19 protein-coding genes are annotated in these 24,769 nt (G+C 62.3%); 6 read left to right on the forward strand and 13 right to left on the reverse strand.

Going from position 1 to position 24,769, the window contains the following annotated elements:
- Positions 1–139: 139 nt before the first annotated feature.
- Positions 140–400 carry a 30S ribosomal protein S16 gene (gene rpsP, locus AC1VWL_RS02925; RefSeq protein ID WP_482985689.1) on the reverse strand — a complete coding sequence of 87 codons (261 nt, stop codon included), beginning with the start codon at positions 398–400 and terminating at the stop codon, positions 140–142.
- A gap of 284 nt (positions 401–684) precedes the next feature.
- Here rpsP and AC1VWL_RS02930 point away from each other — a divergent pair, with 284 nt between their 5' ends.
- Together AC1VWL_RS02930 and map are read left to right on the forward strand one after the other, a co-directional pair.
- A complete protein-coding gene (locus AC1VWL_RS02930) occupies positions 685–897 on the forward strand; it encodes a ParD-like family protein (protein WP_481510661.1) in 213 nt (70 codons plus the stop codon).
- Positions 894–1,685, forward strand: coding sequence for a type I methionyl aminopeptidase (gene map / locus AC1VWL_RS02935; protein WP_482985690.1), 792 nt, complete (start codon positions 894–896; stop codon positions 1,683–1,685). The genes AC1VWL_RS02930 and map overlap by 4 nt, the downstream gene beginning before the upstream one ends.
- A gap of 210 nt (positions 1,686–1,895) precedes the next feature.
- Here the strand turns inward: map and AC1VWL_RS02940 are convergent, their stop codons facing one another.
- A complete protein-coding gene (locus tag AC1VWL_RS02940; protein ID WP_482985691.1) occupies positions 1,896–3,989 on the reverse strand; it encodes a M13 family metallopeptidase in 2,094 nt (697 codons plus the stop codon).
- 253 nt (positions 3,990–4,242) lie between these two features.
- Between AC1VWL_RS02940 and AC1VWL_RS02945 the strand changes: the two genes are divergently transcribed.
- Both AC1VWL_RS02945 and AC1VWL_RS02950 read left to right on the forward strand, forming a co-directional pair.
- The gene (locus AC1VWL_RS02945; protein ID WP_482985692.1) at positions 4,243–6,672 is read left to right on the forward strand and encodes a mechanosensitive ion channel family protein; all 2,430 of its coding nucleotides are present in this window, start codon (positions 4,243–4,245) and stop codon (positions 6,670–6,672) included.
- Between the two features lie 285 nt (positions 6,673–6,957).
- Complete coding sequence (locus AC1VWL_RS02950; RefSeq protein ID WP_482985693.1) at positions 6,958–7,758, forward strand: hypothetical protein; 801 nt, start codon at positions 6,958–6,960, stop codon at positions 7,756–7,758.
- A 51-nt stretch (positions 7,759–7,809) separates the two neighbouring features.
- Here the strand turns inward: AC1VWL_RS02950 and AC1VWL_RS02955 are convergent, their stop codons facing one another.
- The 7 genes from AC1VWL_RS02955 to AC1VWL_RS02985 form a co-directional block, all read right to left on the reverse strand.
- Positions 7,810–8,079: a PAAR domain-containing protein gene (locus tag AC1VWL_RS02955; RefSeq protein ID WP_482985694.1), complete on the reverse strand. Its 270-nt coding sequence runs from the start codon at positions 8,077–8,079 to the stop codon at positions 7,810–7,812.
- Positions 8,076–9,752 carry a type VI lipase adapter Tla3 domain-containing protein gene (locus AC1VWL_RS02960; protein WP_482985695.1) on the reverse strand — a complete coding sequence of 559 codons (1,677 nt, stop codon included), beginning with the start codon at positions 9,750–9,752 and terminating at the stop codon, positions 8,076–8,078. Before AC1VWL_RS02960 ends, AC1VWL_RS02955 begins: the two co-directional genes overlap by 4 nt.
- Entirely contained in the window at positions 9,749–11,740 is a 1,992-nt protein-coding gene (locus tag AC1VWL_RS02965; RefSeq protein ID WP_482985696.1) for a T6SS effector phospholipase Tle3 domain-containing protein, read from the reverse strand. The genes AC1VWL_RS02960 and AC1VWL_RS02965 overlap by 4 nt, the downstream gene beginning before the upstream one ends.
- Positions 11,741–11,911: 171 nt before the next feature.
- Complete coding sequence (locus AC1VWL_RS02970) at positions 11,912–14,611, reverse strand: type VI secretion system Vgr family protein (protein ID WP_482985697.1); 2,700 nt, start codon at positions 14,609–14,611, stop codon at positions 11,912–11,914.
- 293 nt (positions 14,612–14,904) lie between these two features.
- The gene (locus tag AC1VWL_RS02975; protein ID WP_482985739.1) at positions 14,905–16,008 is read right to left on the reverse strand and encodes an MFS transporter; all 1,104 of its coding nucleotides are present in this window, start codon (positions 16,006–16,008) and stop codon (positions 14,905–14,907) included.
- Positions 16,009–16,100: 92 nt separating this feature from the next.
- A complete protein-coding gene (locus AC1VWL_RS02980; RefSeq protein ID WP_482985698.1) occupies positions 16,101–16,889 on the reverse strand; it encodes a DeoR/GlpR family DNA-binding transcription regulator in 789 nt (262 codons plus the stop codon).
- Positions 16,890–17,269: 380 nt separating this feature from the next.
- Positions 17,270–18,481, reverse strand: coding sequence for an MFS transporter (locus tag AC1VWL_RS02985; protein ID WP_482985699.1), 1,212 nt, complete (start codon positions 18,479–18,481; stop codon positions 17,270–17,272).
- A 72-nt stretch (positions 18,482–18,553) separates the two neighbouring features.
- Here AC1VWL_RS02985 and AC1VWL_RS02990 point away from each other — a divergent pair, with 72 nt between their 5' ends.
- Positions 18,554–19,354 carry an AraC family transcriptional regulator gene (locus AC1VWL_RS02990; RefSeq protein ID WP_482985700.1) on the forward strand — a complete coding sequence of 267 codons (801 nt, stop codon included), beginning with the start codon at positions 18,554–18,556 and terminating at the stop codon, positions 19,352–19,354.
- A gap of 61 nt (positions 19,355–19,415) precedes the next feature.
- Here AC1VWL_RS02990 and AC1VWL_RS02995 read toward each other — a convergent pair whose 3' ends face one another.
- Positions 19,416–20,108, reverse strand: coding sequence for an alpha/beta hydrolase (locus AC1VWL_RS02995; RefSeq protein ID WP_482985701.1), 693 nt, complete (start codon positions 20,106–20,108; stop codon positions 19,416–19,418).
- Between the two features lie 430 nt (positions 20,109–20,538).
- On the opposite strand from AC1VWL_RS02995, the gene AC1VWL_RS03000 reads away from it, so the two are divergent.
- Entirely contained in the window at positions 20,539–20,901 is a 363-nt protein-coding gene (locus AC1VWL_RS03000; RefSeq protein WP_282269841.1) for a roadblock/LC7 domain-containing protein, read from the forward strand.
- Between the two features lie 244 nt (positions 20,902–21,145).
- Here the strand turns inward: AC1VWL_RS03000 and AC1VWL_RS03005 are convergent, their stop codons facing one another.
- The 3 genes from AC1VWL_RS03005 to AC1VWL_RS03015 form a co-directional block, all read right to left on the reverse strand.
- Complete coding sequence (locus AC1VWL_RS03005; protein WP_482985702.1) at positions 21,146–22,669, reverse strand: serine hydrolase domain-containing protein; 1,524 nt, start codon at positions 22,667–22,669, stop codon at positions 21,146–21,148.
- 74 nt (positions 22,670–22,743) lie between these two features.
- The gene (locus AC1VWL_RS03010) at positions 22,744–23,556 is read right to left on the reverse strand and encodes a helix-turn-helix transcriptional regulator (protein WP_482985703.1); all 813 of its coding nucleotides are present in this window, start codon (positions 23,554–23,556) and stop codon (positions 22,744–22,746) included.
- 133 nt (positions 23,557–23,689) lie between these two features.
- Positions 23,690–24,595, reverse strand: a complete 906-nt coding sequence (locus AC1VWL_RS03015) for an alpha/beta hydrolase (protein ID WP_482985740.1) — start codon at positions 24,593–24,595, stop codon at positions 23,690–23,692.
- Positions 24,596–24,769 lie beyond the last annotated feature (174 nt).

Here is a 24,769-nt window from a genome sequence, read left to right on the forward strand (position 1 = left end):
CACGGGGGGGGGGCCCCCCCCAACCGTTTCTGCCCCCCCCCCCCACAAAACCCCCCGCAACCCCGCCCCCGCGGTTCCGGGCCATGTATATTTTTATAAAAACCCCCGGGGGCCCGCGGGGGCGGGGGCCCCGCCAGGATCAGGCCACAGCGGCCTGGGCCTTGGTCGCTTCCTTGTACAGGTTGCGAACCTTGTCGGTCATCTGGGCGCCGTTGGCGATCCACTTGTCGCAAGCAGCGATATCCAGCACAACGCGCTGCTCGCCACCCTGTGCAACCGGGTTGTAGTAACCGACGCGCTCGATGTTGCGGCCGTCGCGGGCGCTACGGACGTCGGAAACGATGATGTGGTAGAACGGACGCTTCTTGGCGCCGCCGCGGGTCAGTCGAATCTTGACCATGGTGGTGTTTTCCTATGTTGCCCAGTCGCCAGGATGGCGCGGTAAGCCGGCGATTATAGCGACCACCCCGCTCCATTCCAACCCCGGCCCTGATCGGGAACCTGAACCCGCCTCAGCGCTCACCTTTCGCCAGTGCTGTCGGTGCGTCCTTCGCAGCCACCCCGGTTGGCACCCCATCGATTTTCACGCCTGGCCATGCCCGCCGAGCTACCCCTTCTGTCTCGTTCAGCACCCCGGGCATATGATTCGCATATGAATCATATAGTCAATTCAAGGGGCAACCGATGGGCATCGTGAACATCGACGACGAACTGCACGACAACCTGCGCAAGGCCAGCACCGTGTCTGGCCGCTCGATCAACGCCCAAGCCGGGTTCTGGATCAGGATCGGCATGCTTTGCGAACTCAACCCGCAGCTGAGTTTCCAGGAACTGGTCGCCCGCGAACTCGCCGCCGCCGGGGTGAGCCCTGCAAACATGCGGGCGGCAGAAGCATGATCAAGCAGCCGCATGAACTGGTATTGATGGCCGAATCCGGGCGCCTGCTGGCGTCGGTGTTCGAAGCACTGAACCAGCTGCCGCTGGAAGGCATGAGCACGCTGCAGGTGAACGACTGGGTCGAGCGCTTCATCGTCGACCGCTTGCAGGCGCGCCCGGCCAGCAAGGGCCAGTATGGCTTCGCCTATGTGCTCAACAGCTCCATCGATACCGTTGTCTGCCACGGCGTGCCGTCATCGAAAGACATTCTCCGCAGCGGCAGCATCGTCAATCTGGACATCACCCTGGAGAAGAACGGCTACATCGCCGATTCCAGCCGCATGTTCCTGATCGGCGAGGTAAGCCATCAAGCCAAACGCCTGGTGCGCGTCACCAACGAGGCCATGTGGAAAGGCATCGCCGCGGTGCGTCCCGGCGCAACCCTGGGCGACATCGGCTTTGCGATCAACCGCCACGCCAAGGACGCCGGCTATTCAGTGGTGAAGGAGTACTGCGGCCACGGTATCGGCCGCGAAATGCACGAAGAGCCGCAGGTGCTGCATTACGGGCATCGTGGCGCCGGGCTCGAACTGCAGGCCGGCATGACCTTCACCATCGAGCCGATGATCAACCAGGGCCGCGCGGCGATCGACAACCACGACGATGGTTGGACCGTGACCACGCGCGATGGAAAGCTGTCGGCGCAGTGCGAACATACCGTCGAGGTAACGGAAACCGGCGTACGCGTACTGACCCTGCGCGATGAGGAGCGGGCCACCGCACAGAAGCTGCTGGGCGCAGTCGCGTAGGACGCGCTTGTGTGGGAGCGGCGTCAGCCGCGAAGCTGGTGCTGCTGAAGTTGCCAGCAGCTGTGCGACCTGATGATCTATCTGCTTCGCGGCTTACGCCGCTCCCACAAAAAGAAGGGCAGGCAGCTCGCCGCCAATGTAACCAGCCAAAAAGAAGGCCCGGCATTGCCGGGCCTTCTTCATTCACAGATCACGATCAAGCAACCGCAATCACCAGATCACAACCCGCTTGTCGTCGGCCCGCACCATCGCATCGCCGGCCTTGCACTGGAACGCGGCGGCATACGACGGCATGTTCGACGGCGCACCGTTGGCACGGAAGTTGGCCGGTGCGTGCGGATCGGTGTTCAAGCGCACGCGCAGCTCGCCATCGGTGAAGTTGCGGCGCCACACGGTGGCCCAGTTCATGAAGAAGCGCTGGTCCTGGGTGTAGCCATCAACCGGCACGTTGAGCTTCGCGTCTTCCTTCAGCGCCATCTGCAACGCATCGTAGGCAACGGTCAGGCCACCGAGATCACCGATGTTCTCGCCCAGGGTCAGCTTGCCCTTGACGTTCACGCCCGGCAGCGACTCGTAACCGTCGAACTGCGCGACCAGCTGGTCGGTGCGGCTGTTGAACGCGCTGCGATCAGCATCGGTCCACCAGTTGTCGAAGTTGCCATTGGCGGCGAACTGGCTGCCCGAGTCGTCATAGCCGTGCATCATTTCGTGGCCGATGACCGCACCGATGCCGCCGTAATTCAGCGCTGGATCGGCCTTGGCATCGAAGAACGGCGGCTGCAGGATCGCGGCCGGGAACACGATTTCGTTCTTGGTCGCGTTGTAATAGGCATTCACCGTCTGCGGGGTCATGCCCCACTCGGTCTTGTCCACCGGCTTGCCGATCTTGGCCAGCATGTAGCGGTAGTTGAACGCCTGCGCCGCCTGCATATTGCCCAGGTAGCTGTCGCTGTTGGTGGTCAGGCCGGAGAAATCACGCCACTTGTCCGGGTAGCCGATCTTCGGAGTGAAGCTGGCCCATTTCTCCAACGCCTTCTTCTTGGTGTCCTCGCCCATCCACGGCAGGCCTTCCAGGCGCGCCTTCAGCGCGACCGACAGGTTCTCCACCAGGTGCTGCATGGCCACCTTGGATTCGGCCGGGAACACCGCGTCCACGTACAGCTGGCCCAGGGCTTCGCCCATCGAGCCATTCACCGAATCCAGCACGCGCTTCCAGCGCGGCTGCATTTCCTGCTGGCCGCGCAGGGTCTTGCTGAAGAAGTCGAAGTTGGCCTGCTCGAAGTTCTTGCTCAGGTACGGCGCGGCGTTGTCCACGGTGTGGAAGCGCAGGTAGGCCTGCCAGGTGGCAGCCGGCACGTCGGCCAGCATGGTGTTCAGTTCGTTGAAGAAGCCCGGCTGGGCCAGCGAGAACTTGTCTTTGGCCGGGATCTGCAGCGTGTCGAACAGCGCGGTCCAGCTGAAGTTCGGGGTCTGCTTGTCGGCATCGGCGGCGCTGACCGGGTTGTAGCGCTTGGACGGGTCACGCAGCTCGATGCGCGACAGCGACGCCTTGGCCAGGCGGGTTTCGAAATCCATCACCGCCTTGGCCTGCTCCTTGGCCTGCACGGCATCGACGCCGGACAAGGTCAGCAACTGCTCGATGTAGGCCACATAGGCTTCGCGGATCTTGGCCTGCGATTCGTCGAAGTAATAGCCCTTTTCCGGCAAGCCCAGGCCGCCCTGGCCGACATAGGCGATGACGTTGGCCGAATCCTTGAAGTCCGGGCTGGCGTACAGCGAGAACAGGAAGCCATTGCCCTGCGCATGGGCATCACGCAGGTAGCCGGTGATGGCGGCGCTGTCATTCAGCGCGGCGATCTTGTCCAGTTCCGGCTGCAGCGGCTTGATGCCGGCAGCCTCGATGGCCGCCTCGTCCGAGCCGGTCTTCCAGATGTCGCCGATCTTGGCTTCGTTGGAACCTGCTGCGGCCTTGCCAGCGGCCGCCTGCTGGACCAGCGCGTGCTGCACCTCCAGCGAGCGCTCACGCAGGATCTCGAAGCTGCCCCAGGTGGTCTGGTCGCCCGGCACCGGGTTGGCCTTGAGCCACTTGCTGTTGACGAAGCCGTTGAGGTCGGCACACGCCTGCACTGCCGGATCCAGATCGGCGGCGTTGAGCGAGATCAGCTGGGTCTTGAGCTGTGACTGGTCGAACGCGACCTTGGCTTCGGCAGCCGGCGCGGCAGGCGCTTCGGTCTTGCCACAGGCGGCGAGCGAGGCAGCGATTGCAACCGTCAGGGACAACGGGACGAGCTTGGAAAACGACATGGACATCTCCGGCCAAACAGGGAAAAGGCCATGCAACTGCATGGCACAACCGACGAGCGTAGGGGATCACGGCCATCGACGGATAGGCCAAAGGTCACGTAACAACCTCGCGACAGGCGTCGCAACGCCCCCTCCCCAGCCAATGGAAAACCGGCGTCCGGGCATGGGCACCGCCATGCCAGCGCCCACCGGACACACGCTGTGCCAAACTCCGGCAACGTGGATCGGAGCATCCACCTGCCGGGAGTCGCCCATGCTTTGGCTGCGCGCAGTAGTGTTCTGTTTCGCCTCGGTCTGCTGCCATGTCGCCCACGCACAGGCAACGCATCCGCTCGACCCGGGCACGACGGCCGCACCCGCAGCGCCAACGGCAAGCACTCCCGAGCCCGTCGATACCGCACTGATCGTGACCCGCGCTGATACCGACGAGCGCCTGGCGATCGCCGCCATCGAGCTGGCTGGCCAACCAGACCCCATCATCGCGCTGGCACCCACGCTCGAGGACATCACCCGCTCGGTTGACCTGCGCCGACAGGCCTTGTCCCCTGCCCAGCTGCGCAGGGTGCCGATCATGCGCCTTGAAAGCCTCGATCGACATTGGCAGTTCGACAGCAAGCGGTTCACGCGCTGGCGCGACGCGCTGCAGATCGCCACCGCCCCCTATGCCGAGGATGCCGCCGAACTCGCGCAACGTCGTGCCAGCTGGCAAGCAACACGGCAGCAGCCGAGCAGCATTCCGCCACTGCTGCTCGGTCGCATCGATGCCCTGATAACCCGCCTGACCGAAGCCGAGCAGGCGCTTGCCGGTCCGCTTTCGCGGCAGATGGAACTCAGCGCGCGCGCCAATGCCATGGAGGTGCGGCTGCAATCAGGCCACGCTGCGGTCACCGATGCCATCAGCTACCTCGACCATCAGCTGCTGCAGGTGGATTCACCACCGCTCTGGCAGATCGATACGGATTCCCCCGACCAGCGCGCAGCGGCCAGCGACGCACTCAGCTCAGGCCTGCAGATAGAACTGGAGTTCAGCCGCGCCTATCAAAGCGAACACCGCCACACGCAGATCCTGTTCCACACGATCCAGGTACTGCTGCTGCCGTTGCTATTGTGGGCCCGCCGCTATGGTCGTCGAGCGAACGTCAACAACAGCATCGACGCCGCCACCCAGCGCGTGCTGGCGCGGCCCTGGTCAACCTGGTTGCTGCTGTCCACGGTCGCCATGCTGGTACTGGAGCCCGATGCGCCATTGCTGACCCTGCAGGCGGGCATGTTGTTCGCCTTGGTCCCGGTACTGCGCCTGCTGCCGCCCGCGAGCAAGCGCCTGCTTGGGCATTGGCCGCTGGTCGCATCACTGCTGTACCTGCTCGCCGGGCTGGGTTTCTTCTTCCTGTCGAGCAATACCGCCTTCCGCGTGTATACGCTGGCGCTGACCCTGGTGGCCATGGTGCTGACCGGCTTCGTGCAATGGCGGGCCTACCGCGCCGGTCACGCACGCACAACCGGCAGGACCGGGCAGCTGCTGCGTGCAGCGGCCTGGGGCGCGCAGGGCCTGTTCGCGGTCTCCCTGCTTGCCAATATCCTGGGCAACCGCACGCTGGCGGAAATGCTGACCAGCGCGATCATCGACAGCGCCTACTTCGGCCTGCTGCTCTATGTCGGCATCGCGGTATTGCTGAGCTTGTTGCACCTGCTGCTCAGCAGGCCGAGCCTGGCGCGCTACCGGCTTACCCGCGATCACGCGCCGCCATTGCTTTCCCTGCTGGCGCGAGTAGGTGTTTTTGCGGCCGTTGTGGGCTGGATCGTCTATGCGATGGACAGCTTCCGCATCCTGCGGCCAACCTATGCAGTCCTCGGCAAGGTGCTGTCGCATGAATTTTCCTTTGGAGAATTCAGTTTGTCGCTCGGCCATGTGCTGGCCTTCATCGCCGCAATCACCATCGCCTTCTGGGCTGCCCGGGTTACCCGCCTGCTGCTGCAGGACATACTCCAGCATGGCACCAGCGTGTCGCGCGGCATTGGCAACAGCATCGCCTCGCTAGCCTCGTATGCGGTACTGATGCTGGGCGTGGTGATCGCGCTATCGGCAGCCGGCTTCAAGGGCAGCCAGCTGGCACTGCTGTTCGGCGCATTGGGCGTTGGTATCGGGTTTGGCCTGCAGAACGTGGTCAACAACTTCGTGTCCGGCTTGATCCTCATGTTCGAGCGACCGATCCAGCCCGGCGATGTGGTCGAGGTCGGCCCCATCAACGGCCGCGTCCGTGACATCGGCATGCGCTCCACCCGCATCAAGACCTTCGATGGCGCCGACGTGGTGGTGCCCAATGGCACCTTGCTGTCCGAGCCGCTGGTCAACTGGACGCCACTCGACCGCAACCGGCGCATGGAAGTGAATGTGGGTGTTGCCTACGGCAGCGATCCACAACAGGTGCTTGAACTGCTGTCCCGCTGCGCCGGGCAGACACCCGGTGTCGCCCCAGAACCTGCCGTCGTCGCCTTGTTCGTTGGCTTTGGTGCCAGCTCACTGGACTTCAGCGTACGTGCCTGGACGCGCGACTACGACCATTGGCTCAACATCCGCAGCGAGCTGATCACCCGTATCCATGCGGCGCTGCAGGAGGCGGGAATCGACATTCCCTACCCACAGCAGGATGTGCATGTGCGCAGCCTGCCGAGTACGCCGTAGGATCCTTCTTGTCAAACGCCGCCAACTGCTTGAGCACTTGCTTGATGGCGTTTTTCGGCTATCAAAAAGAACCCGTCGGCGCCGTACTCAGATGCGCGCGAAACTCGGCATCCACATATTTCAGTCAGCCCAGAATAGGTCTCACCGACAGGATGCTGCCGAAGCCAATGCCGATTAGTGCTTAGCAAAACAGGCAGCACCATCTGCCAACAAAGATAAGCCAGGAACCGCACGACAGGCGTGAGATCTTGTACTGTTGGTTTATGCCCTCCCTAGCCCAGATCGATGTCCGAGCACCACTGGTTCCTGCTGCCAAAACATCCTCACCTGCCTGCCCCAGACTGGCAGCAGCTGGAAAGATTGATGCTTGCGAAGCAGATTCTCCTGCCTGCTTCAGGGCAGGAAATCCCCCAGTGCATGCTGATCGATCTGAGCATGGCGCTCGCGGGTGTTCCGGGAGCAGCCTATCTCTACGACCAAGCATGGACATCAGCAGCGGACGTGCTGCGCTCCCATATGGCGGCGGGTCACATCCCCGATACCATCCCTACATCCCCGCATTGGTCGATCGAAGACGCAGTACAAGCACTTCAGGTCCATGGCGTAGTAATGAGCGATGCATGGAAATCCGGCGCGCATCCATGGTCAAACTGGGCAAGCCCGCGTTACCGGATGGGACCAGGGATGCGCTCGTTCTATGATGCACATGGCTATGAGATCGAACGCAGGCGTGCTGCCGTCACCTTGTTCACAGTACCTGCGGATCACCCACCATTCGTAACCGCAGGCGAGAATACGAGCGCGCCTTGCGTTCCCGAGAACGACACCGAGCTTGAGGAACTTCAGCCTTTCGGCTCTTACGTCGACTTCATCGACGCTGCTTGCGATGACATCCAGACCACGTGGACCAATCCCGATGATGGTCGCGCATATCACATCCTGGATCTGGACTGGAGCGGCGGCTTTGGCATCGGCTGGAACTTCGTGCAGTTCGACAATGGCGGCGACTTTGATCGGGATCGCTTCGCAACTGTGATCGGCGAGCTGATTGGACAGCCGGTGTTGTTCGCGTACCGCCACCTTTGAGCGCCTACCCTGACGGTCCCTGCCACGAGCAGCAGGATGCCGCGTGATTCTTCAATCCGCTCTGATGGCAACAGCCGTACAGGCGATGGCATGGCAGCCGCAGGCAAGTTTATGACCTTCAAACACCACGGGCTTTCCCCGCATCGTTCGCGCTGGGTCTCCTTCAACAAATCGGAAGCTCCCACGATGCAGGGGGCACGTCGCGCTATCCCCAAGCACGGCTATTGGCCTGCCATTCACGGCATGAGTACCCGCAAACTGGCACTCGGTGACCTTGCCTCCACTGCTGGTGGCATCACCCAGGCAAATCGGCGACTTCATCTGCCGCGTACCTTTCGCATGAAGGGGTCGTGGTTGACGCCGGGCGGGTTGTTCTTTGCTTTCTCTTCAGCACTGGGTGGCCGCACCATCTGAATGGTGGCGCTGCCATCGGCACCGGCATACACCACCGCGCTGACCCCACCCTCGTGATAACTGGCAATCGCGCCCAACCCGATCTGCACCAGCGGGCTGGTCAAACCGACATCGGCGATGCGACGGCCGATGTCGAAGCCCTCATCGACATTCCCAAGTTCCAAGCCATGGCCATCGGCATTCAATGTATGCAGGGCGTTGTTCAGGGCCACGCCCAGCGCCGTGCCATCATGACTGTCGTAGAACACCCGGGCCGGCACGCTACCTTCCGGCAGTGTAGCGAGCGCCTGCTTCCAGCCTTCGAGCATCGCCAGCGTTTGCAGCGCCTGCTTCAGAGGCTTCCCCTCGGCATCGCGCAATGGGACCTTGATGGGCCGGTGCAGATGACCCAGGTGGGGAGCACGATCGAACTCCTCTACTTGATGCTTTGCCCAGCGAATCGGCAACCATGGGGTGGGCTTGAAGTCGCCTGGCCCGCGGTTGTCGGTTGTTTTCCATAGCTCGGGCAAAACGGCCTGCCAGAAGCTGGTAGGCGTGGTACCCGGACCAGTGGCGTCTCGCGCGCCTGCGTTGCGCGCCTCTTCCTCATAGTGATTCAGCGCCCTAGTTTTGGTCTTAAAGAACAGCGCCCACAGCTTGCCTAGATCGGTACGGGTATCCTGGTTGTTTTCAGCGTAGTCCGGTGCATACGGACGCAGATAGTGGTCCACACGATCACTGCGTGCGACCAACAACACCGCGGTGGTGTCTTCGACCACGGGAACAAAACGCTCGTCACGCATGGGCGGTGTCCCCAACGGGGCATAGCTGCACCGCATGACATCACCGTCGCGCGCCGCGATCATCGCCATTGGAAGTTCTGGGGTGTCATCGAAGAGCCCAAACAGCTGCTCAATCGTCGCTTGGGCATGGGTGGTGTTGGCATCCTGCTGCCACAGAAACAATGTCACCCCGAGCGAGCCGCTAAACCTGCCTTCGCCGATCAATCCCGCCGCACGTATGATTTCACGGTCGTCACGGATTGGCGGCTCTACCGCGAAAACGGGAATTGGCCAGTACGCCACCGAATCGGCGGCGGCATACCGGAAGGCCGCCCCGGTGCTGAGGCCTGCGTTGTCCTCCCGGGTACTTGCGGAATCCGGGTAGTCATTGGGATCCTGCGAGTAGATGGAGCTGAAGCCATCTTGCCCCGGCGCGCGGATTTTCTTCCATACAGAGGTCTGGTGATTCGCGCCTGGGGCGATACCAACACCGCGCAGCTCCAACGACCAGGTCGGGCTGCTCGTCGGATCTTCAACCACCGCAGCTTCCGTCAATGCAACAGGTACCACATCCGATTTACCTGAAAGCGCCTTGTAGCCCCAGTGTCCTGCGAAGACCAGTGCAACCAGCGAGGCAATACCGGTTACTCCGAAAACAATCGCGCTGCGCATGTGACCAATCTCCATGTCGTTCACTGAGGCATCGAGGTCCATCGTTGTACCCATTGCAACTATCAGCAAGGTCCAGACAAGTCCAAGCACGATCACTGCCCAGCAATAAGGCGCCAAGCGTGGGCGAATCGTACCGAGGCCGCTCATGATGGGTTCTCATTGAAGTTTCCGCCGCTCACCATCTGCGGAGGCTTCCGCAAATTGACAAGCGAGGATGCCGGAAACTCCCCCGTTTTGTAGTAACGGCCACAGGCCTCGATGAGCTGTCGCGTGCCTTCGCTCAGCTCACTCCACTTCGGATTGTTTCTCATGGCTCGGATCTGCTTGTCCTCCATCCTCCAATCCCCCATCAGCGTCAGCAGCGCACGCCAATCCTTGTCGTCCAGGATATGGCCCTGGCCAATTGCCACATCCATTGCGGTCACCCAACGGTGATTTTCTGAATCGCGTAGCACACCGGAGTGATAGCTGTTGTCTTCCAGCTGCGACTCCGCCGTTCGCATCCAGGCGCGCGCCTCGTCGGGGGTCATTTCCCGTTCAAGCGACTTGTCAAACATGCCCTTGGTGCGAACGGCACGCGTCTGACCATTTTCATCCGCGGCCTCGCTGTTGAATTTGGCAAGAGCAGCATCTTCCTTCATCCCTGCGTAGGCCTCTGGTAAAGGCACCCATGGGAAACTCGCCTTCTCCTTTCCCAGCGAAATGTTCTTGGTGACATCATCGCCACGATCTTTGCCAAGAGTGCTTGGGCTGCCTTTGACCGCTTCGCCACCGAACATCCTTGGTGCGTGCATAGGCATCAACGCCTCCCCATTGATCCACAAGCTCTCGTCCTCATTCATTGGCTCGGAAGCAGCGATGTTCTTCGCAGACCAACCACCACCGGCATAACGTGGCTCACCTTTGGCACGCAGCAACTGGCGACTGGGTTCAGTACCAACCCACACCGGCTTGCCCTCACGGTGACGCTTGGTCCACAAGCGCTGATAGAAACGCATCTCACGCAGTCTTTCCATTGCACCGCGCCCTTCCACCAGGTCGGGAACGCCGAAGGTGCCAATGCCAACCACCTGACTCAAGCCTACGGTGGCATCATCAGGGCTGAAATACAGATATACCTTGCCCCGGTTATCGCGCTCGGGGAATGCCGCCGAGCGACCATCGACGCCAATGCGATGCCCATTCAGCGCACTCCATCCTGGGCCTGCGCGACCACCGGATTTGGGTTGGCCAACACAAAGGTCATCCAACGTTGGCAAGACATAAGGCTCGCCAGTTACTGCGCCGACGATGCCTAGAAAGTCTCCCAAGGTATCGCCTCCCTTCGGTGTGACTTTGGCATGCAACGAATAGGGACTGGCCACCATGATCAGGCAATCCGCACAGCGTTGCCGACGATCGGCCAGCATTGCCTGCGCAAGCAAGGTGATCAAGGTGCCCTGGCTGTGCCCCATGACGGTAATGGTTTCGGAGGGATAGACATTCCTGATGGTGCTGATCATGTTGGCCAGCCTTTCGGCGGCCAACACGAAATAGCGCCGATGCGGGCACTCCCCCATGAACTGACTGTTTGGCAGCTGGGTATTTGCCACATGCCTGATGGCCAAGTCGAAGCCTTTGCCGTACATTTCGCGCAAGTTATTGGTGGCGTTCGCGAAGAATCCACCACCCTTTCCGAAATGCCGGTCCAGCCGGTTGCCGAACTTGTCCTGATACTGGGTGCGTATCTTGGCAGGATCGCCTTTGGAATCGCGCTGGATCTCGCCTTCGGCCGCCCGGTAGCCCCAGTAGAACGGAATCAATACACTCTTGGCTTGGCCATCCTTACGTAGATAGAGATGCGTATCTGGATCATCGAGCCTCTCAATATCCAGTTCGGTATGCGACTGCTTGGGCTTGGCCTTAGTCGCCCGGTAATCCACGCCATACCTTCCCGACCTCAAGTCAGTGCGGTCCAGCCGCTCGTTCAGGCCTTGGCACAAGCCCTCTTCCACCGAGGCATAACTGGCGCCAGGGTCATTGACACCATGCAGGAAAATGACCACGCCGGGCCGCTGACGAGGCACCGGCGTATTGCTCGGCACAGTGGAATTGGGTGTAAGTCGGCTTTGACCCGCAGTCTCGTAGTTACTCACTTGCATACTCCTGTTTGCATTCTGGCTTCCATTCCATCAATGGTCAGCAAGCGCTTCGATACGGCGACCACAAGTCACCAGCACTCAAGGTGAAGCCGGTGCGCAGGTGAAAACCCTGAGCACATCGGCGGTAGTACGGTGCATTCAACCCTTGAACGCTGAGGCGTTGCATCAACTTCCGTCCTCAGCCGACTTGGCAATTTCAACAGCCACTTTCTGCATGGTTCCACGCTCTACGCGCAGCCCCTGCCCGTCGCGCCCCGCCGTTCCCTCAACCACGTCCCCATCCTCCATCACGAGGCGATACGCCAGGTTGGCAACTACGGCAGCCGTGTCACCTTCATAGTGGAACCGGGGCTGCCGCGCCGCCGGATCACGCCCAAACGTAGGAATGGCGAAACTGTCCGTCTTCGGACCCGCCCAATCGTGCTTGGCTGCGTGCAGCTTCACATCGCCTTGCGTACCAATCTCAATGCCGTTTCCAATACGGATATAGCTACCGTCATCAGCAACCAAGCGAATGGTTGGGCCGGTAACCAGCACCTCCCCTTCGCTCGCCGATGCATGCAGGAACTTCTGCGCATTCAGTGCGATGTCCGCGTCCTGCGCTTGTACCAGCACATTGCCGCAGCTGGCGATAGCCTGGATGCCACCATCCTGGGCATATACAGATACGCCAGCACCGGCCTGCAAAAGCGTGGCACCGCCGCTGACTGACTGCACGTTGTCAGTTGCGACAACGTCGTGGTTCTGGCCGGCATAGTGCAGCTGCGACTGCGGTGTAGCACTGATGATGCCTGCATCGCCAGCGATGGCGACGACCGGCTCGCCGGCTTGATTTCCCGCTTCTGGCCACGCAGCTACGGCGTCCTGCAACGTCGCCATGCCTTCGCCATCACTTTGTTTCGCGCCACGATTGGTCGCTGCCTGCCCCAACCCGCGAAAGAGTTCGCCGCACTCGTCAAGCAGCGTCAGCAACTCCTGCCGGTCCAGCTGCCCACCTCGGGCCAGTTCGCGTGCATAGCTGGTGATCAGGATCCCGTGGGCAGCGCGTAACGCCAGTGCCGCATCGGTACGCAGCTCTGCACCATCACCTCGTGGCTGTGCCTGTCCGTCTACTCGCGGCGAGCTCAACTTGCCCATGTTGAGCTCGCTGGCAAACGGGGTAGTTGCCAACCGGGCACGGACCTGCCCGGGAGTGTCGTCCATCAGTAGTTCGCTGTGACCTTGACCATGGTGCTCACGCGACTGGATGCCCGACAGTGCGTGATTTCCAGGCAAACCGCGTCGCCCACTGAAGCCCGGTGTCTCATGTTTGCCGTTGTAAAGTGTGGCAACCACCACTGGTCTATCGATATCGTTGTGCAGGAAGGCGACCAACACCTCCTGACCGATGCGAGGGACAAACTGATGGCCAAAGCCATCGCCACTACTGGGCATGGCCACTCGCACCCAAGTTGAAGATCGCTCGTTACCCTCAGCCGTGCCAGCCGGATGCTCTTCTGGGCGCTGCCAATGAAACTGAATGCGAATACGGCCTAACTCGTCGGTAAATATTTCCTCACCGACAGGGCCGACGACGGTGGCCGTCTGCGGCCCATTTGCGGTCGGGCGATCAAGGCTCCCCGCATAACGCGGCACCAAGGGCACATCCCGATGGACTGCACTGAAGCACAGTCTGATGTCGTCCGCTGCCTGAGCGGGATGCTCCTCGCCCCCGATCAGATTGCCTTGAGCTGCCTGCTCCAGCAGCGACGAAGGCAGCTGCCACGCTTCCGGAACGTTGTTGCGCAACTGCAGATCAATCCCGGTGACGACGAAAGTCCGCTGATGTTCGCTCTGGCCTGCATGCCCCGGATGATCCTCCAGCAAAATGCGCCCGCCAGTGGCCAGACCGCGCAGCCGCCCACTCCCAAGGAAGGTTCTTGCCTGTTGCTCTTCAGCCTGCATCCGCAACCGCGCGTAGCTGCTCAGCTCCCGCTCTTGGTCAGCGTAGTACGGTGCCAAAGACTGGTAGTCAGTCAGGCTGGCGGCTGCCTGCCGACCGTACTCACCATGCTCTTGAATGTTCTCATCCTGACCTTGCAGGCGATGCGCAGGTTGGTAGTCGTGGCTGGAGAGACTGACACGGCTTCCCACAAGTTGGCACTTGGCCTCCCAGTGGGTTAGCCATTGCTCCTGTGAACCAACGGCATCGGCCTGCGCCCGGAAATGCAGTGCACGCAGCGACTGATCCGCTCGGATAGCTTTCTCCGTGAGCACCAGCTGGTGCGCAACAGCGCCAGACTGTCTGGTGAATGTGAAGTAGTACGGGATGCCTTCTTCAGCCAGCAACCTGTCGATGAAGGCATGATCGCTTTCATTGAACTGAACGCAGTAAGAGCGCGCCGGGAAATCGCGCTGTAGTTCGCTTCTATGGTTGAACGAAGCGGCGATGATGGCGTTGCGCTGACGATGTTCATCCAGCAACGTCGCCACGATCTGCGGAACGCTCTGGTCCTGGAAGATACGGCACGTGCGACGACGATCCAGCAGCGACAAGGCGGACTCGATCTGCAGATCGATCAACGAGAAACTCCCAGCGCCATCGCGCTTCGCGGCCGCAGTGATGATCCCCGAGAGCCAGCGCCGCTCTCCAGCACCAGTGTCCACGCCGAAGGACACGTGTCTACCCAGCAGCTGCTTAAGCTCAATCCCCTCAACACTGCAAAAGCAGGTAGCTTCGAGCTGGAAGGAACGACTTAATTCATCGCGGTAGCGGATGCGACTTGGCCATATCGGTGGCGAATCACCCGTGCCTGGCCACTCCACATCGATGAGCCGACGCTTCGACTCCGGGCCATCCCAGGCCGGATGCTGCATCCACTGCATGCGTTCATTCCTTTGATCATGCCGAACTCAATGACCTGGAATGCTGTAACAGAGCAACAGCCAATAACCATAAGGAAATACTTAAAAATCGCTTGGCGAGGTATGACCGCGGCATTTTCTTACTCGCTTCGCCGGGCAGGATCTCCAGGAAAGCGCCGCATACCACCGTGCCAAAGGTGACACGTATCGGATGGCGGCGGTAGCGGCGGAGGTACTCGTAACGCAGCAGGTGGAAAGCCGCAGCGATTCCAAATGACCGCGCGCGATGGCACTTGGAGCGCGGATACAAGCATTCAACGCACCCGCAGCAGCGAACCAATCACCGCGACAAGCGCAAGTGCCGCCGCTGCCATCAGGAACGCAGCCGGCAGCGACCACTGCTGGGCAATGAAGCCGATTGCCGCCGGGCCCAGCAGCACGCCTGCATAGCCCATGGTGGTGACTGCGGGAATGGCAACGCTCTCGGGCATGCGGCTCTGCCGCCCCGCAAGGCTGAACATCACCGGCACGATGTTGGCGCAGCCAATGCCGACCAGCGCGTAACCAAGCAAGGCCACGCCGAAGCTCGGCACCAGCGTCGCCAGTACGAACCCGCCACACGCAAGCAAACCACCCAGCAGCACCGCCATGCTCGGCCCAAGCTGGTTCACCAGCCGGTCGCCGAACAGGCGTGTGGCTGTCATCGCGATATTGAAGGCAACAAAGCCCCAACCGGTATGGGCAAGCTCCACCCCGCGTACTTCATGCAGGAACACCGCACTCCAATCCAGCATCGAGCCTTCGGCCAGGAAGCTGATGAAGCACACCGCACCAATCACGATCACCACGCCACGCGGCAAGGCGAAGCTGCTCTCGCCCTGCTCGGCGCGTTCGCTGCGCCACCAGCGCGATGACAGTGCCGTGATCGCCAACACGCCAGCGGCCACCACCAAGGTCGACAACAACGCGCCGCCGCCAATCGACAACAACAGCGTCACCAATGCCGCGCCAGACAGGGCACCAATGCTGTAGAAGGCATGGAAGCCGGACATCATCGCGCGGCCGGACTCACGCTCGACCACCACCGCCTGGATGTTCATCACGCAGTCCATGGCACCGATGCCCGCGCCGAACACCAGCAACACGATGCCGATGCCCAGCGGCGTCGACGTAACCGCCAACAGCGGCAGCATCAGCACCATCATCAACACGGTCACCAGCATCACCGGTCGGCAGCCATGGCGTGCTGCCAGCATGCCGGCCAGCGGCATCGACAGCAGCGAGCCCAAGCCAAGACACAGCAACAGCACACCCAGCAATGCATCATCCAGGCCAGCCCTGGCCTTGGCGAATGGCACCAAAGGTGCCCAGCATGCAATCGCGAAACCGGGGACGAAGAAGGCGGCGCGGGTTGCCATCTGCTGGCTGCGCTGTAGACGTACTGGATTGTTCACGTGTTCTTCCTGGGTACTTGTCTGATGCGCGGGTTGCGCTCACCCGCGCCGTTGGATCACGCTTTCGCCACGTGGATTCGCTGCAGGCGCTGCGCGATCGGCGCGAACCGTTGCTGCATTTCCGCTGCCACGCGGTCGCTGATCAGCAGTTGATCCACCTGCTCGATGCCGGCGATGCGGAAGCTGCCGCGTGCGCCGACTTTTTCGTTGCTGGCGACGACCAGCGTCATGTCGCAGGCGCGCAGCATTGCCTGCTTGAACGCGCACTCTTCGGCGTTGATGCCCCAGATGCCGGTTTCCGGATCAACCGCGCAGACACCGGGAATGCAGACATCGGCCTGCAACTGCGCCAGCTGCTGCAAGGCGATGGAACCGATGGCACCGCCGCTGCGTGGGTCGATACGGCCACCGATCATCACCACCTCCGTTGCCTGCGCGCCGGCCAGCGCATCGGCGACCGCGGGGGAATTGGTCACCACCGTCAATGCGGTGCCGCGCAGCGCGCGGGCGATCTCGACATTGGTGGAACCGGCATCCATCAGCACCACCTGCCCGGGCAGCAGCAGGGAGGCCGCATGGGCCGCCAGCGCGCTGCGCTCCGGATCCTGCCGCCCCACCCGCTCAGGCAAGGCGTCGAACCGTGGCGTCGGCAACAGTGCCCCGCCGTATACCCGCCTGCACAGCCCCTTGGCGGCCATATCGCGCAGGTCGCGGCGGATGGAATCCTCGGAAACCGCGAAGGCAGCCGCCAGATCGTTGGCAACCACGCGGCCGTGCTTGCGGAGCTGCTCCAGGATGCGCTGCTGGCGCTCCTGCGGGAGTGCGTCGGGGTTCGAGGCGGTCATGTGTTGGTGTTCCGCGTTGATGGGAATCCGACTCGGCATCAGGGCACCGACAGTCGGCACTCCGGGCGCTCGGCCTCTTGATTGCGAAATCATGCACCAACACAGGAAATCGTGCAACTTCGTGAACAAAAGCGGATAAACAAGAAATCATCCCATGCGCCCGCGACCGCCATGGCAGTGTGCTTCGATCCTGGATGAGGCCCAGGCCGGGGTGCAATCAGACGATCAGGCAGCGCTACAGCAAGAGCTTTACCCCTCCCCAACCCTCCCCTTCGCGCTGCGAAAGGGAGGGGGCGAAAGCTGCAACCCTCCAGATCTTCCCCTGGCACGCAAGAGGAGCGGGAACCCAGCCTGCAAAGGGTGCGCGCGCCGCCTGTCATTCAAGGCGCGCGCGGGTTCGGCAGGAACGCGGCGACGATGCCCAGCAGTGGCAGGAACGAGATCACCTTGTAGACCCAGAGGATGCTGGTGTGGTCGGCGAGCACGCCCAGCACTGCCGCACCCAGCCCACCCATGCCGAAGGCGAAGCCGAAGAACAGACCGGAAACCGTGCCGATGCGGTTGGGCATCAACTCCTGTGCATACACCAGGATTGCCGAGAACGCCGAGGACAACACGAAGCCGATGACCATCGTCAGGATCATGGTCCACTGCAGGTCCGCGTACGGCAGGATCAGTGCGAACGGTGCCACGCCCAAAATAGAGGCCCAGATCACCGGCTTACGACCGATACGGTCACCCAGCGGCCCGCCAATCAGGGTGCCGGCCGCCGACGCTGCAAGGAAACCGAACAGATGCAGCTGCGCGCTCTGCACCGACACATGGAACTTCTGGATCAGATAGAACGTGTAGTAGCTGCTCAGACCAGCGATGTAGAAGTACTTGCTGAAGATCAGCACCAGCAGGATGCCGATCACCCAGGCCACAGTCTTCGGCGGCAACAGGTTGGCCGGCTTGGCCGCCACCTTGGGCTGCGCGGCCACGGCCAGCAGGTGCTGCTGGTACCAGCGGCTGACGTAGGTCAGCAAGCCAATACCCAACAATGCGGCGCAGGCGAACCAGGCCACGCTGCGTTGCCCGTTCGGCACGATCACTGCCGCTGCCAGCAACGGCCCCACTGCAGTACCGGCGTTGCCGCCCAACTGGAACACCGATTGGGACAGGCCATGGCGGCCCCCGGATGCCAGCCGCGCGATGCGCGAGGATTCTGGATGGAAGATCGCCGAGCCGATGCCGACCAGCATCGCCGCCACCAGCACCGTTGCGAAGTTCGGTGCGAACGCCAACAGCAACAGGCCACACAAGGTGGACAGCATGCCCATCGGCAGCGAATACGGCGCCGGCCGCTTGTCGGTGCGCAGGCCGATCAAGGGCTGGAACAAGGACGCGGTGAGCTGGTAGGTCAGCGTGATCAAACCCACCTGGGCGAAACTCAGATGGAACTGACCCTTGAAGATCGGGTACAGCGCCAGGATCAACGACTGCATCATGTCGTTGACCAGGTGCGAACTGCTGATCGCCGCGAGCACGCCTACCGCGACCGGGCGATGTTGTGGGACGGGAGCTGCAAGCGTTGAAGCAGGAGATGACATGGCGTAACCGCGGGATGGGGGCGGACGCGCATGGTAGAGTCGCGGTCAACGTCCATCCTGCGCAATATGGTCATGCATCCTTTCGAAAAGGACATTCCGGATGCCCGAAAAGGCCGTCGCCAGCCGCTCCCGGCCGGGCCGGAAACCGTGGTGTACTGCAAGGCGCGGGACTACCCCAGCGCCACCGTGATTCCGCTGCACCACCATCCGGATCGGCACCAGCTGGTCTACGCGGAAACCGGGGTATTGGTGGTCAATGCAGGCATGGGCCGCTGGGTGGTACCCAGCACGCGGGCGATCTGGATGCCGGCCGGCATCGGCCATCAGGTGCATTGCATCGGTCTGGTGCAGATGCGCAGCCTTTACATCACCCCGGAGGCAATGCCACACGCGCCGGAGACACCCTCGGCGGTGTCCATCACCCCGTTGCTGGCATCGCTGATCCACGCCGCTATCGAAATCCCGGCGCGCTATGCCGAGAACTCGCGTGATGGACGGCTGATGCGATTGATCCTGGACGAAGTACAGACCCTGCCGGTACTGCCGCTACACCTGCCCGAGCCCCGCGATCCACGGCTGCGCCAGATCGGCAGGCAGCTGCAACGCCACCCGGACGATGCTTCCACCCTGCAGGAGTGGGCAGCGCGCCTGCAGGTGGACGTCAAAACCATCCAGCGCCTGTGTGCACGCGAACTGGGCATGACCTTCGGCCAATGGCGCCAGCAGGCACGCCTGCTGCGTGCACTGGAACGCTTGGCGGTTGGCGAGAAAGTCATCGACGTTGCATTGGCGCTGGGCTATGAGAGCCCCAGCGCATTTGCCACCATGTTCAAGCGCCGTTTCGGGCTGACGCCGAGCCAGTTCTTCCGCTGAGGGCATATGCGAACCGCCGCGCCGCCGCACTGGGCAACGCGGCGGACGATGCGCGTCGCTTTCAGCCAGTGGTGGCCGTCGCCGCCTCGTCGATCAGGGCTGCGACTTCCGCCGGATGCGATGCCAGCGATGCATGTCCCGCCTCCAGCGTTATCACCTTGCGGGCGTTGAGACGGGCGGACATCGCCTTCTGGTTCTCCGGCGCGATCATCCGGTCCTGGCTGGATATCTGATACCAGCTTGGCTTGTGCTTCCACGCCGGGTCACTGATGTTCTCACCGAAGGTACCGGCCAACGGCGCCTTCTGCGTTACGCCCATGACAAAGCCCTCCTCCTCGGGCAGGTCCTGGCAGAAGCTCTCATGGAATTTATCCGGCTTGAGCCACAGGTAGCCGTCGCTGTCTGGCGCCAGATTCGGCGCTGCGACTGGAAGATGCTGCTGGGTGATGCCGCCGGGGCTCTCGCCTGCATCAGGAGCAAACGCGGCAATGAACACCAAGGCCTTCACGTTGGGCAGATTGCCAGCCTGGGTGATTACCGCACCGCCGTAGGAATGCCCCACCAGCACCACCGGCCCGTCGACCTGCGCCACCATTTTGCGGGTGCGTTCGGCATCATCAGCCAAGGAGGTAAGTGGGTTCTCAACTGCACGGATATCCTGGTAGCCCAGGTCCCGCAGCGCCAGTATCACCCGCGCCCAATGTGCCGCTCCGCCCCAGAAACCATGCACCAGAACCACTGCCGGCTTGCCCATGATGTGCGCTCCCGCTGCTTGGAATAGTCGATGACAGCGAGCGAGCACCCCGCCTGTCTCAGCGCGGGACACTCACCCTGTGCCAGCCATTCTGCGACCCGGCTGTAAACTGGCCGTGACGGATTCATTGCCGGTATTGCGCCGGAATTCCGGTTCCCATTCAGTACTGAATCGAGCGCAGGCAGCACCGTGGCCAGTCATTGCAAGCCAGCGCCGCTTTCCTTCGCACTGCCTCCAGCATGGGTTCTGCTGCCTTTTCCTGCGCTCGTCGAGCCGGCGGCAAGCCAAGCATAAAACGCACAGTTGCACTCCACATGACTGGCCAACTCGCATGCGTCCAACGGTATTCGCTATGCTGCGCGCCCGCTCGCCCGGTACGGACCTGAGCGGGCTTTGCTTTTGTAGTACCCCTTACTTCATTGGATGAGAAATGGCTGCAAACGTAAAACTGGATGCTTTGAGCGAAATCGCGGGCTTCATCGGCGCCGCATTGGTGGACAGCGACAGCGGCATGACGCTGGGTACGCTGGGTGGCGGCGCCATCAACATGGAAGTTGCCGCCGCCGGCAATGCCGACGTCGTGCGCGCCAAGCGCCGCGTGGCCAGTTCGCTGGGCTTGAACGAGGTGGTGGAAGACATCCTGCTCACCTTGTCCAAGCAGTACCACCTGATCCGCCCACTGGACGGCAACAAGGACCTGTTCCTGTATGTCGTGCTCGACCGCGGCCATGCCAACCTGGCGATGGCGCGGCACGAGCTGAAGTCCTTCGAGAAGACCCTGGATTTCAAGTAAGCCGTAACGGATCACGTTGCTGCACGAAAGCCCGGCGTAACGCCGGGCTTTTGCGTTGTGCAGGGACACATCTTTGACAGAGGCGGCGAGGCTTTTGTAGGAGCGGCGTAAGCCGCGAAGCAGGTAGATCGTCAGGTGCCACAAACATCTGCAACTGCAGCAATGTCAGCTTCGCGGCTCACGCCGCTCCTACAAACAATTGCGCGCCCATTGCACCCGAACCTCTGAATCATCCCGTGCCGTTCTACCGGGAACGCACACGCACATAACGCTGCCCATCAAACTCAAACCCCAATAACTCACCCTGCACATCTCGCTGGAACTGCATGGACTCAGCCTCGTCCAACGGCCCATCCTGCGCCGCAAACAGATCCGGCGCAGCGGGTGTCAGCTTGCGATTTAGTGCGCCCACCTGAAGTTGCATTCCCTCGCCGCCCACGATCACCTGCGCAGTGACCGGCAACGTAACTCCACGGAAATCACCGGCATAGGGCGCTGTCGAATCCGGCCGCCATTGCCACCCCTGCCAACGCGGATCCTCATGCTGCTTTGCCTGCCGCGCGCGCATGCCCGCCAGCTGGTCGGCCACACGCTGCGGGTAGGCCTTCTGGCGGATCTGCGCCCATGACGCAGCTTCCGAATGCTCCACCAGATACTGGAAGAACTGCACCACGGTGCGCGACGTCAGCCAGCCAGTGGCGTTGTCCGAGTTGGAGAACACGCCGATACCAACGCCCAGATCCGGCGAAAACGCCATCATGCTGCGTGCGCCGGTATAGCTGCCGCCGTGGATATACAGCGTGTGGCCCTCGAAATCACACACGTTCCAACCAAACGCATAGCCATTGCAGGGCAACTCGTAGGCATTGCGGGCCTTGGGATCGACCTGCACACCGATCCGGTGGGCAGCATCCAGCAAGCGTGCATCGAATTGGGGAGCCAAGGTTGCACCCAGCTGCAAGCGCAACCAACGGCCCATGTCGCGCGGTGACGTCATCATGCCGCCGGCCGAATGCATCAAGGCGTCAGGTTTGGGTGGCACCAACCGCCAGCCCTGTTCGGTACCCAGCCATTGGTGGTTGAACGCCAGCAGCGCCGGATCGAAGCTGGAGGTATTCGTTGCGGTTTCGTGCAGCTGCAACGGCGTGAACAGGGTTTGCTGCAACCAGTCCTGCCATGAGCGGCCTGTGTGTTGCTGCAGGATCGCTGCGTAGATGTTGTAGCCGAGATTGTCGTAGTCGAAGCCATCGGCGCGTTTGCTGGCGAACTGCTGCAGCAGCTGCGGATACAGGGCCGGATCGGGGCTGCCGATGTACGCCTCCAGCGTGGTGATCGCATCCGCGCTCAAGGGCACACGGTGGTTGAGCAGGTCTGCCAAGGCCCAGGCGGCAGGATCGACGCCATCAGGCAGGCGCAGCTGCGGCCAGTGATCAGCCAGGCTACTGTCCAGGCGCAGCACGCCCCGCTGATCCAGCACCTGCGCCAGCAATCCCATGTAGGACTTGGTCTGCGACGCGATGTACATCGGCGTGCGCATGGTCAGCGGCGCCTGGCTGCTGGCGTTGCGCAGGCCGCGGGTATAGCCCAGCAATTGCTGGTCACGGTCGACGATAACCACCGCATAGCCCGGCCCCAGCTCCGGAATGCCATCCAGGAATGCCGCCAGCTCCCGCGCCGCCTGTTGCGGCGACGCCGCCGCAGCCGTTGTCACGCCCCCCAGCCAGGCGGGCAGCAGCAATAACAAGGACAGGATGTTGCGCAGATGCATGGTGCGGCTCCGTGGCTGACAAGCGCCACGATGCGCCAGGGCATTGCCCAGGGTCTTGAACGGATTGAACCTGCTCACGCCTGCAACAGCGCGCGCAGCCGCGCCGGGGTCAGCCCGCTGTGCGTGCGGGCAATCCGGCTGAAATGGGATTGGTCGGCAAAACCGGCCTGCTGCGCCACATCAACCAGGGCCTGCCCGTTGGCCAACAGCGGCAGGGCGCGCTGCAACTGCGCGCGGGCGCGGAACACCGACGGCGCACAGCCCATCCAACGCGCGAAGGCACGGGCGACGTACACCGGATGCACGCCAAGCTCACCAGCCAGATCGGCCAGCGGCACGTTCTCATCCTGCAGACGCTGGCAGCACAACGCCAACCAACGTGGCGGTGTGCCGCTGGGGCGCTCGTCCGGGGCTGCCATGCCAGCCAGCAATTCCCAGAGCCGGGCATCAACATCGGCAGCGACCAGCTCGCCTGCAAACAAGGCCGACAACAGTCCCCGGCCTTGCAGCAGCAGCGGCTGCAGCGCGTGCCCGCGCCATTGCCAGGCACGGCCGATACCAAGCTTGTCCTGCAGGTCGAACGATGCCGGCAGGTCGATACCCAGCATCAGCGCACCGTTCGGCCCGTAATCATTGGCATGGACGATGCCCGCCTGCTTCACGCCCAGTGCTGGCACGGCCAGCCGCTCCTCGCCCTGCCCGGTCTGCTCCATCAAGGTGCCGAGCAGCAACAGCGAGAGCTGGTGACAATCGTGCGCGTGTCGGTGCATGCGCTCACCCGGTGCATACCAACTGACCCGTGCAGCCAGACGCTCGCCACTGAACACCCGGCGTCGGGTTGGGCCCTGCGCGGCATCGATCCGATGCGTGGTTGGCGGCGAAGACATGGCGTGGCGCGGGCAGCAGGGAGTGAACGCAGTCTAGCCAAGCCGCAGGTCGGCACACCTGCCGTTGGTCGTGGTAGCGCAAGCCGGGCCCGGCCGCTGTGCCTGCCGGGCCCGCCCCTGGGGATTGGACGACTCAGCCCTTTGGCGCGGCCAGCAGGTACTTCAAGCCATGCATGAAGCCACGCGGCGCAACACTGAGATGGTCCTCGTCATTGAGCACATCCAGCTTCAGCTCCAGTGACTGGCCACCATGCGCGCCCAGCAAACCAATCATGCGCTGCGCATCCACCACCATGTCGGCATCGCCGCCGTGCTGCACCGACTCATACTCGCCGACATACATATAGGCCCGCACGGGGAGCTCGGCGGGCTTGCCAGCCGCGGCCAGTCGACGCTCCATCTCGTGCTTGTCGAACCAGTACGACGGGCTGCCAAGGATGTAACCGCTGAACAATTGCGGGCGTTCCAGCAGCACCTGCGTCCCCAGCAAGGCACCGTAGGAATGGCCGAGGAACATGCGCCGGCTTTCGTCACTGCGGAAGCGCTTGGCCACGAATGGCAGCGCCTGCGTTTCCAGGTAGGTGATGTAGTCGCTGGCGCCACCGTGCACGGCATCGGCAGGCGATCCACTCGGGCCATTGGTGGTTGGCGTGTAGTCGCGGCGTCGGCTGTGCATGCCGCCCTCGCCCTTGGCGTAGGACAAGCCGACCAGGATGAAGTCCTCGATCTTGCGGCCCTCGACATTCAAACGCCGCGCCATCTGCCAGACCAGCGGGAAGGCATAATCGGCGTCGGTGACGTACAAGACCGGGTAGCGCTTGTCCGGGTTGTCCGCGTAGCCGGCTGGCAAGGCGACGAACACCTGGTAGTTGCGGCCACTGACCGGATCCGGCACGTCCCAGACTTCACTGCCCAGCACCTCATAAGGCTTGCCTTCGCCACGCTGCGCGGTTGCTGCTGCAGGCTTCGCAGCAGCCGCTTCTGGTGCGGCGTTGGGTGCAGCCTGGTGAGCACCACTACAGGCGCTCAGCGCCACCATTGCCATTACCGACATCATCCATTTGCTCAAGCAGACACTCCAGTCATCGTGATCAATGCCCGATGATGGCATGGCACAGCCCCGATCCGAAGACTGTCTCTCCCGCTTGCATGCGCATTGCGGCGCAGCTCAGCCGCCACCTTTGAAGCGCACAAGTCGTTGATTCCTTTGGGA

The sequence above is a fragment of the Stenotrophomonas sp. STEN063 genome (genome assembly GCF_056854515.1).

Bases quoted from the DNA above. Each gene is read 5' to 3' on its own strand.
- AC1VWL_RS02950 (WP_482985693.1), top strand. From the start codon at position 6,958: ATGTCCGAGCACCACTGGTTCCTGCTGCCAAAACATCCTCACCTGCCT.
- AC1VWL_RS02930 (WP_481510661.1), top strand. From the start codon at position 685: ATGGGCATCGTGAACATCGACGACGAACTGCACGACAACCTGCGCAAG.
- AC1VWL_RS03005 (WP_482985702.1), bottom strand. From the start codon at position 22,669: ATGCATCTGCGCAACATCCTGTCCTTGTTATTGCTGCTGCCCGCCTGG.
- AC1VWL_RS02985 (WP_482985699.1), bottom strand. From the start codon at position 18,481: ATGTCATCTCCTGCTTCAACGCTTGCAGCTCCCGTCCCACAACATCGC.
- AC1VWL_RS02945 (WP_482985692.1), top strand. From the start codon at position 4,243: ATGCTTTGGCTGCGCGCAGTAGTGTTCTGTTTCGCCTCGGTCTGCTGC.
- rpsP (WP_482985689.1), bottom strand. From the start codon at position 400: ATGGTCAAGATTCGACTGACCCGCGGCGGCGCCAAGAAGCGTCCGTTC.
- AC1VWL_RS02990 (WP_482985700.1), top strand. From the start codon at position 18,554: ATGCATCCTTTCGAAAAGGACATTCCGGATGCCCGAAAAGGCCGTCGC.
- AC1VWL_RS02980 (WP_482985698.1), bottom strand. From the start codon at position 16,889: ATGACCGCCTCGAACCCCGACGCACTCCCGCAGGAGCGCCAGCAGCGC.
- AC1VWL_RS02975 (WP_482985739.1), bottom strand. From the start codon at position 16,008: ATGGCAACCCGCGCCGCCTTCTTCGTCCCCGGTTTCGCGATTGCATGC.
- AC1VWL_RS02995 (WP_482985701.1), bottom strand. From the start codon at position 20,108: ATGGGCAAGCCGGCAGTGGTTCTGGTGCATGGTTTCTGGGGCGGAGCG.
- AC1VWL_RS02940 (WP_482985691.1), bottom strand. From the start codon at position 3,989: ATGTCGTTTTCCAAGCTCGTCCCGTTGTCCCTGACGGTTGCAATCGCT.
- AC1VWL_RS02960 (WP_482985695.1), bottom strand. From the start codon at position 9,752: ATGAGCGGCCTCGGTACGATTCGCCCACGCTTGGCGCCTTATTGCTGG.
- map (WP_482985690.1), top strand. From the start codon at position 894: ATGATCAAGCAGCCGCATGAACTGGTATTGATGGCCGAATCCGGGCGC.
- AC1VWL_RS03000 (WP_282269841.1), top strand. From the start codon at position 20,539: ATGGCTGCAAACGTAAAACTGGATGCTTTGAGCGAAATCGCGGGCTTC.
- AC1VWL_RS03015 (WP_482985740.1), bottom strand. From the start codon at position 24,595: ATGGTGGCGCTGAGCGCCTGTAGTGGTGCTCACCAGGCTGCACCCAAC.
- AC1VWL_RS02970 (WP_482985697.1), bottom strand. From the start codon at position 14,611: ATGCAGTGGATGCAGCATCCGGCCTGGGATGGCCCGGAGTCGAAGCGT.
- AC1VWL_RS02955 (WP_482985694.1), bottom strand. From the start codon at position 8,079: ATGAAGTCGCCGATTTGCCTGGGTGATGCCACCAGCAGTGGAGGCAAG.
- AC1VWL_RS03010 (WP_482985703.1), bottom strand. From the start codon at position 23,556: ATGTCTTCGCCGCCAACCACGCATCGGATCGATGCCGCGCAGGGCCCA.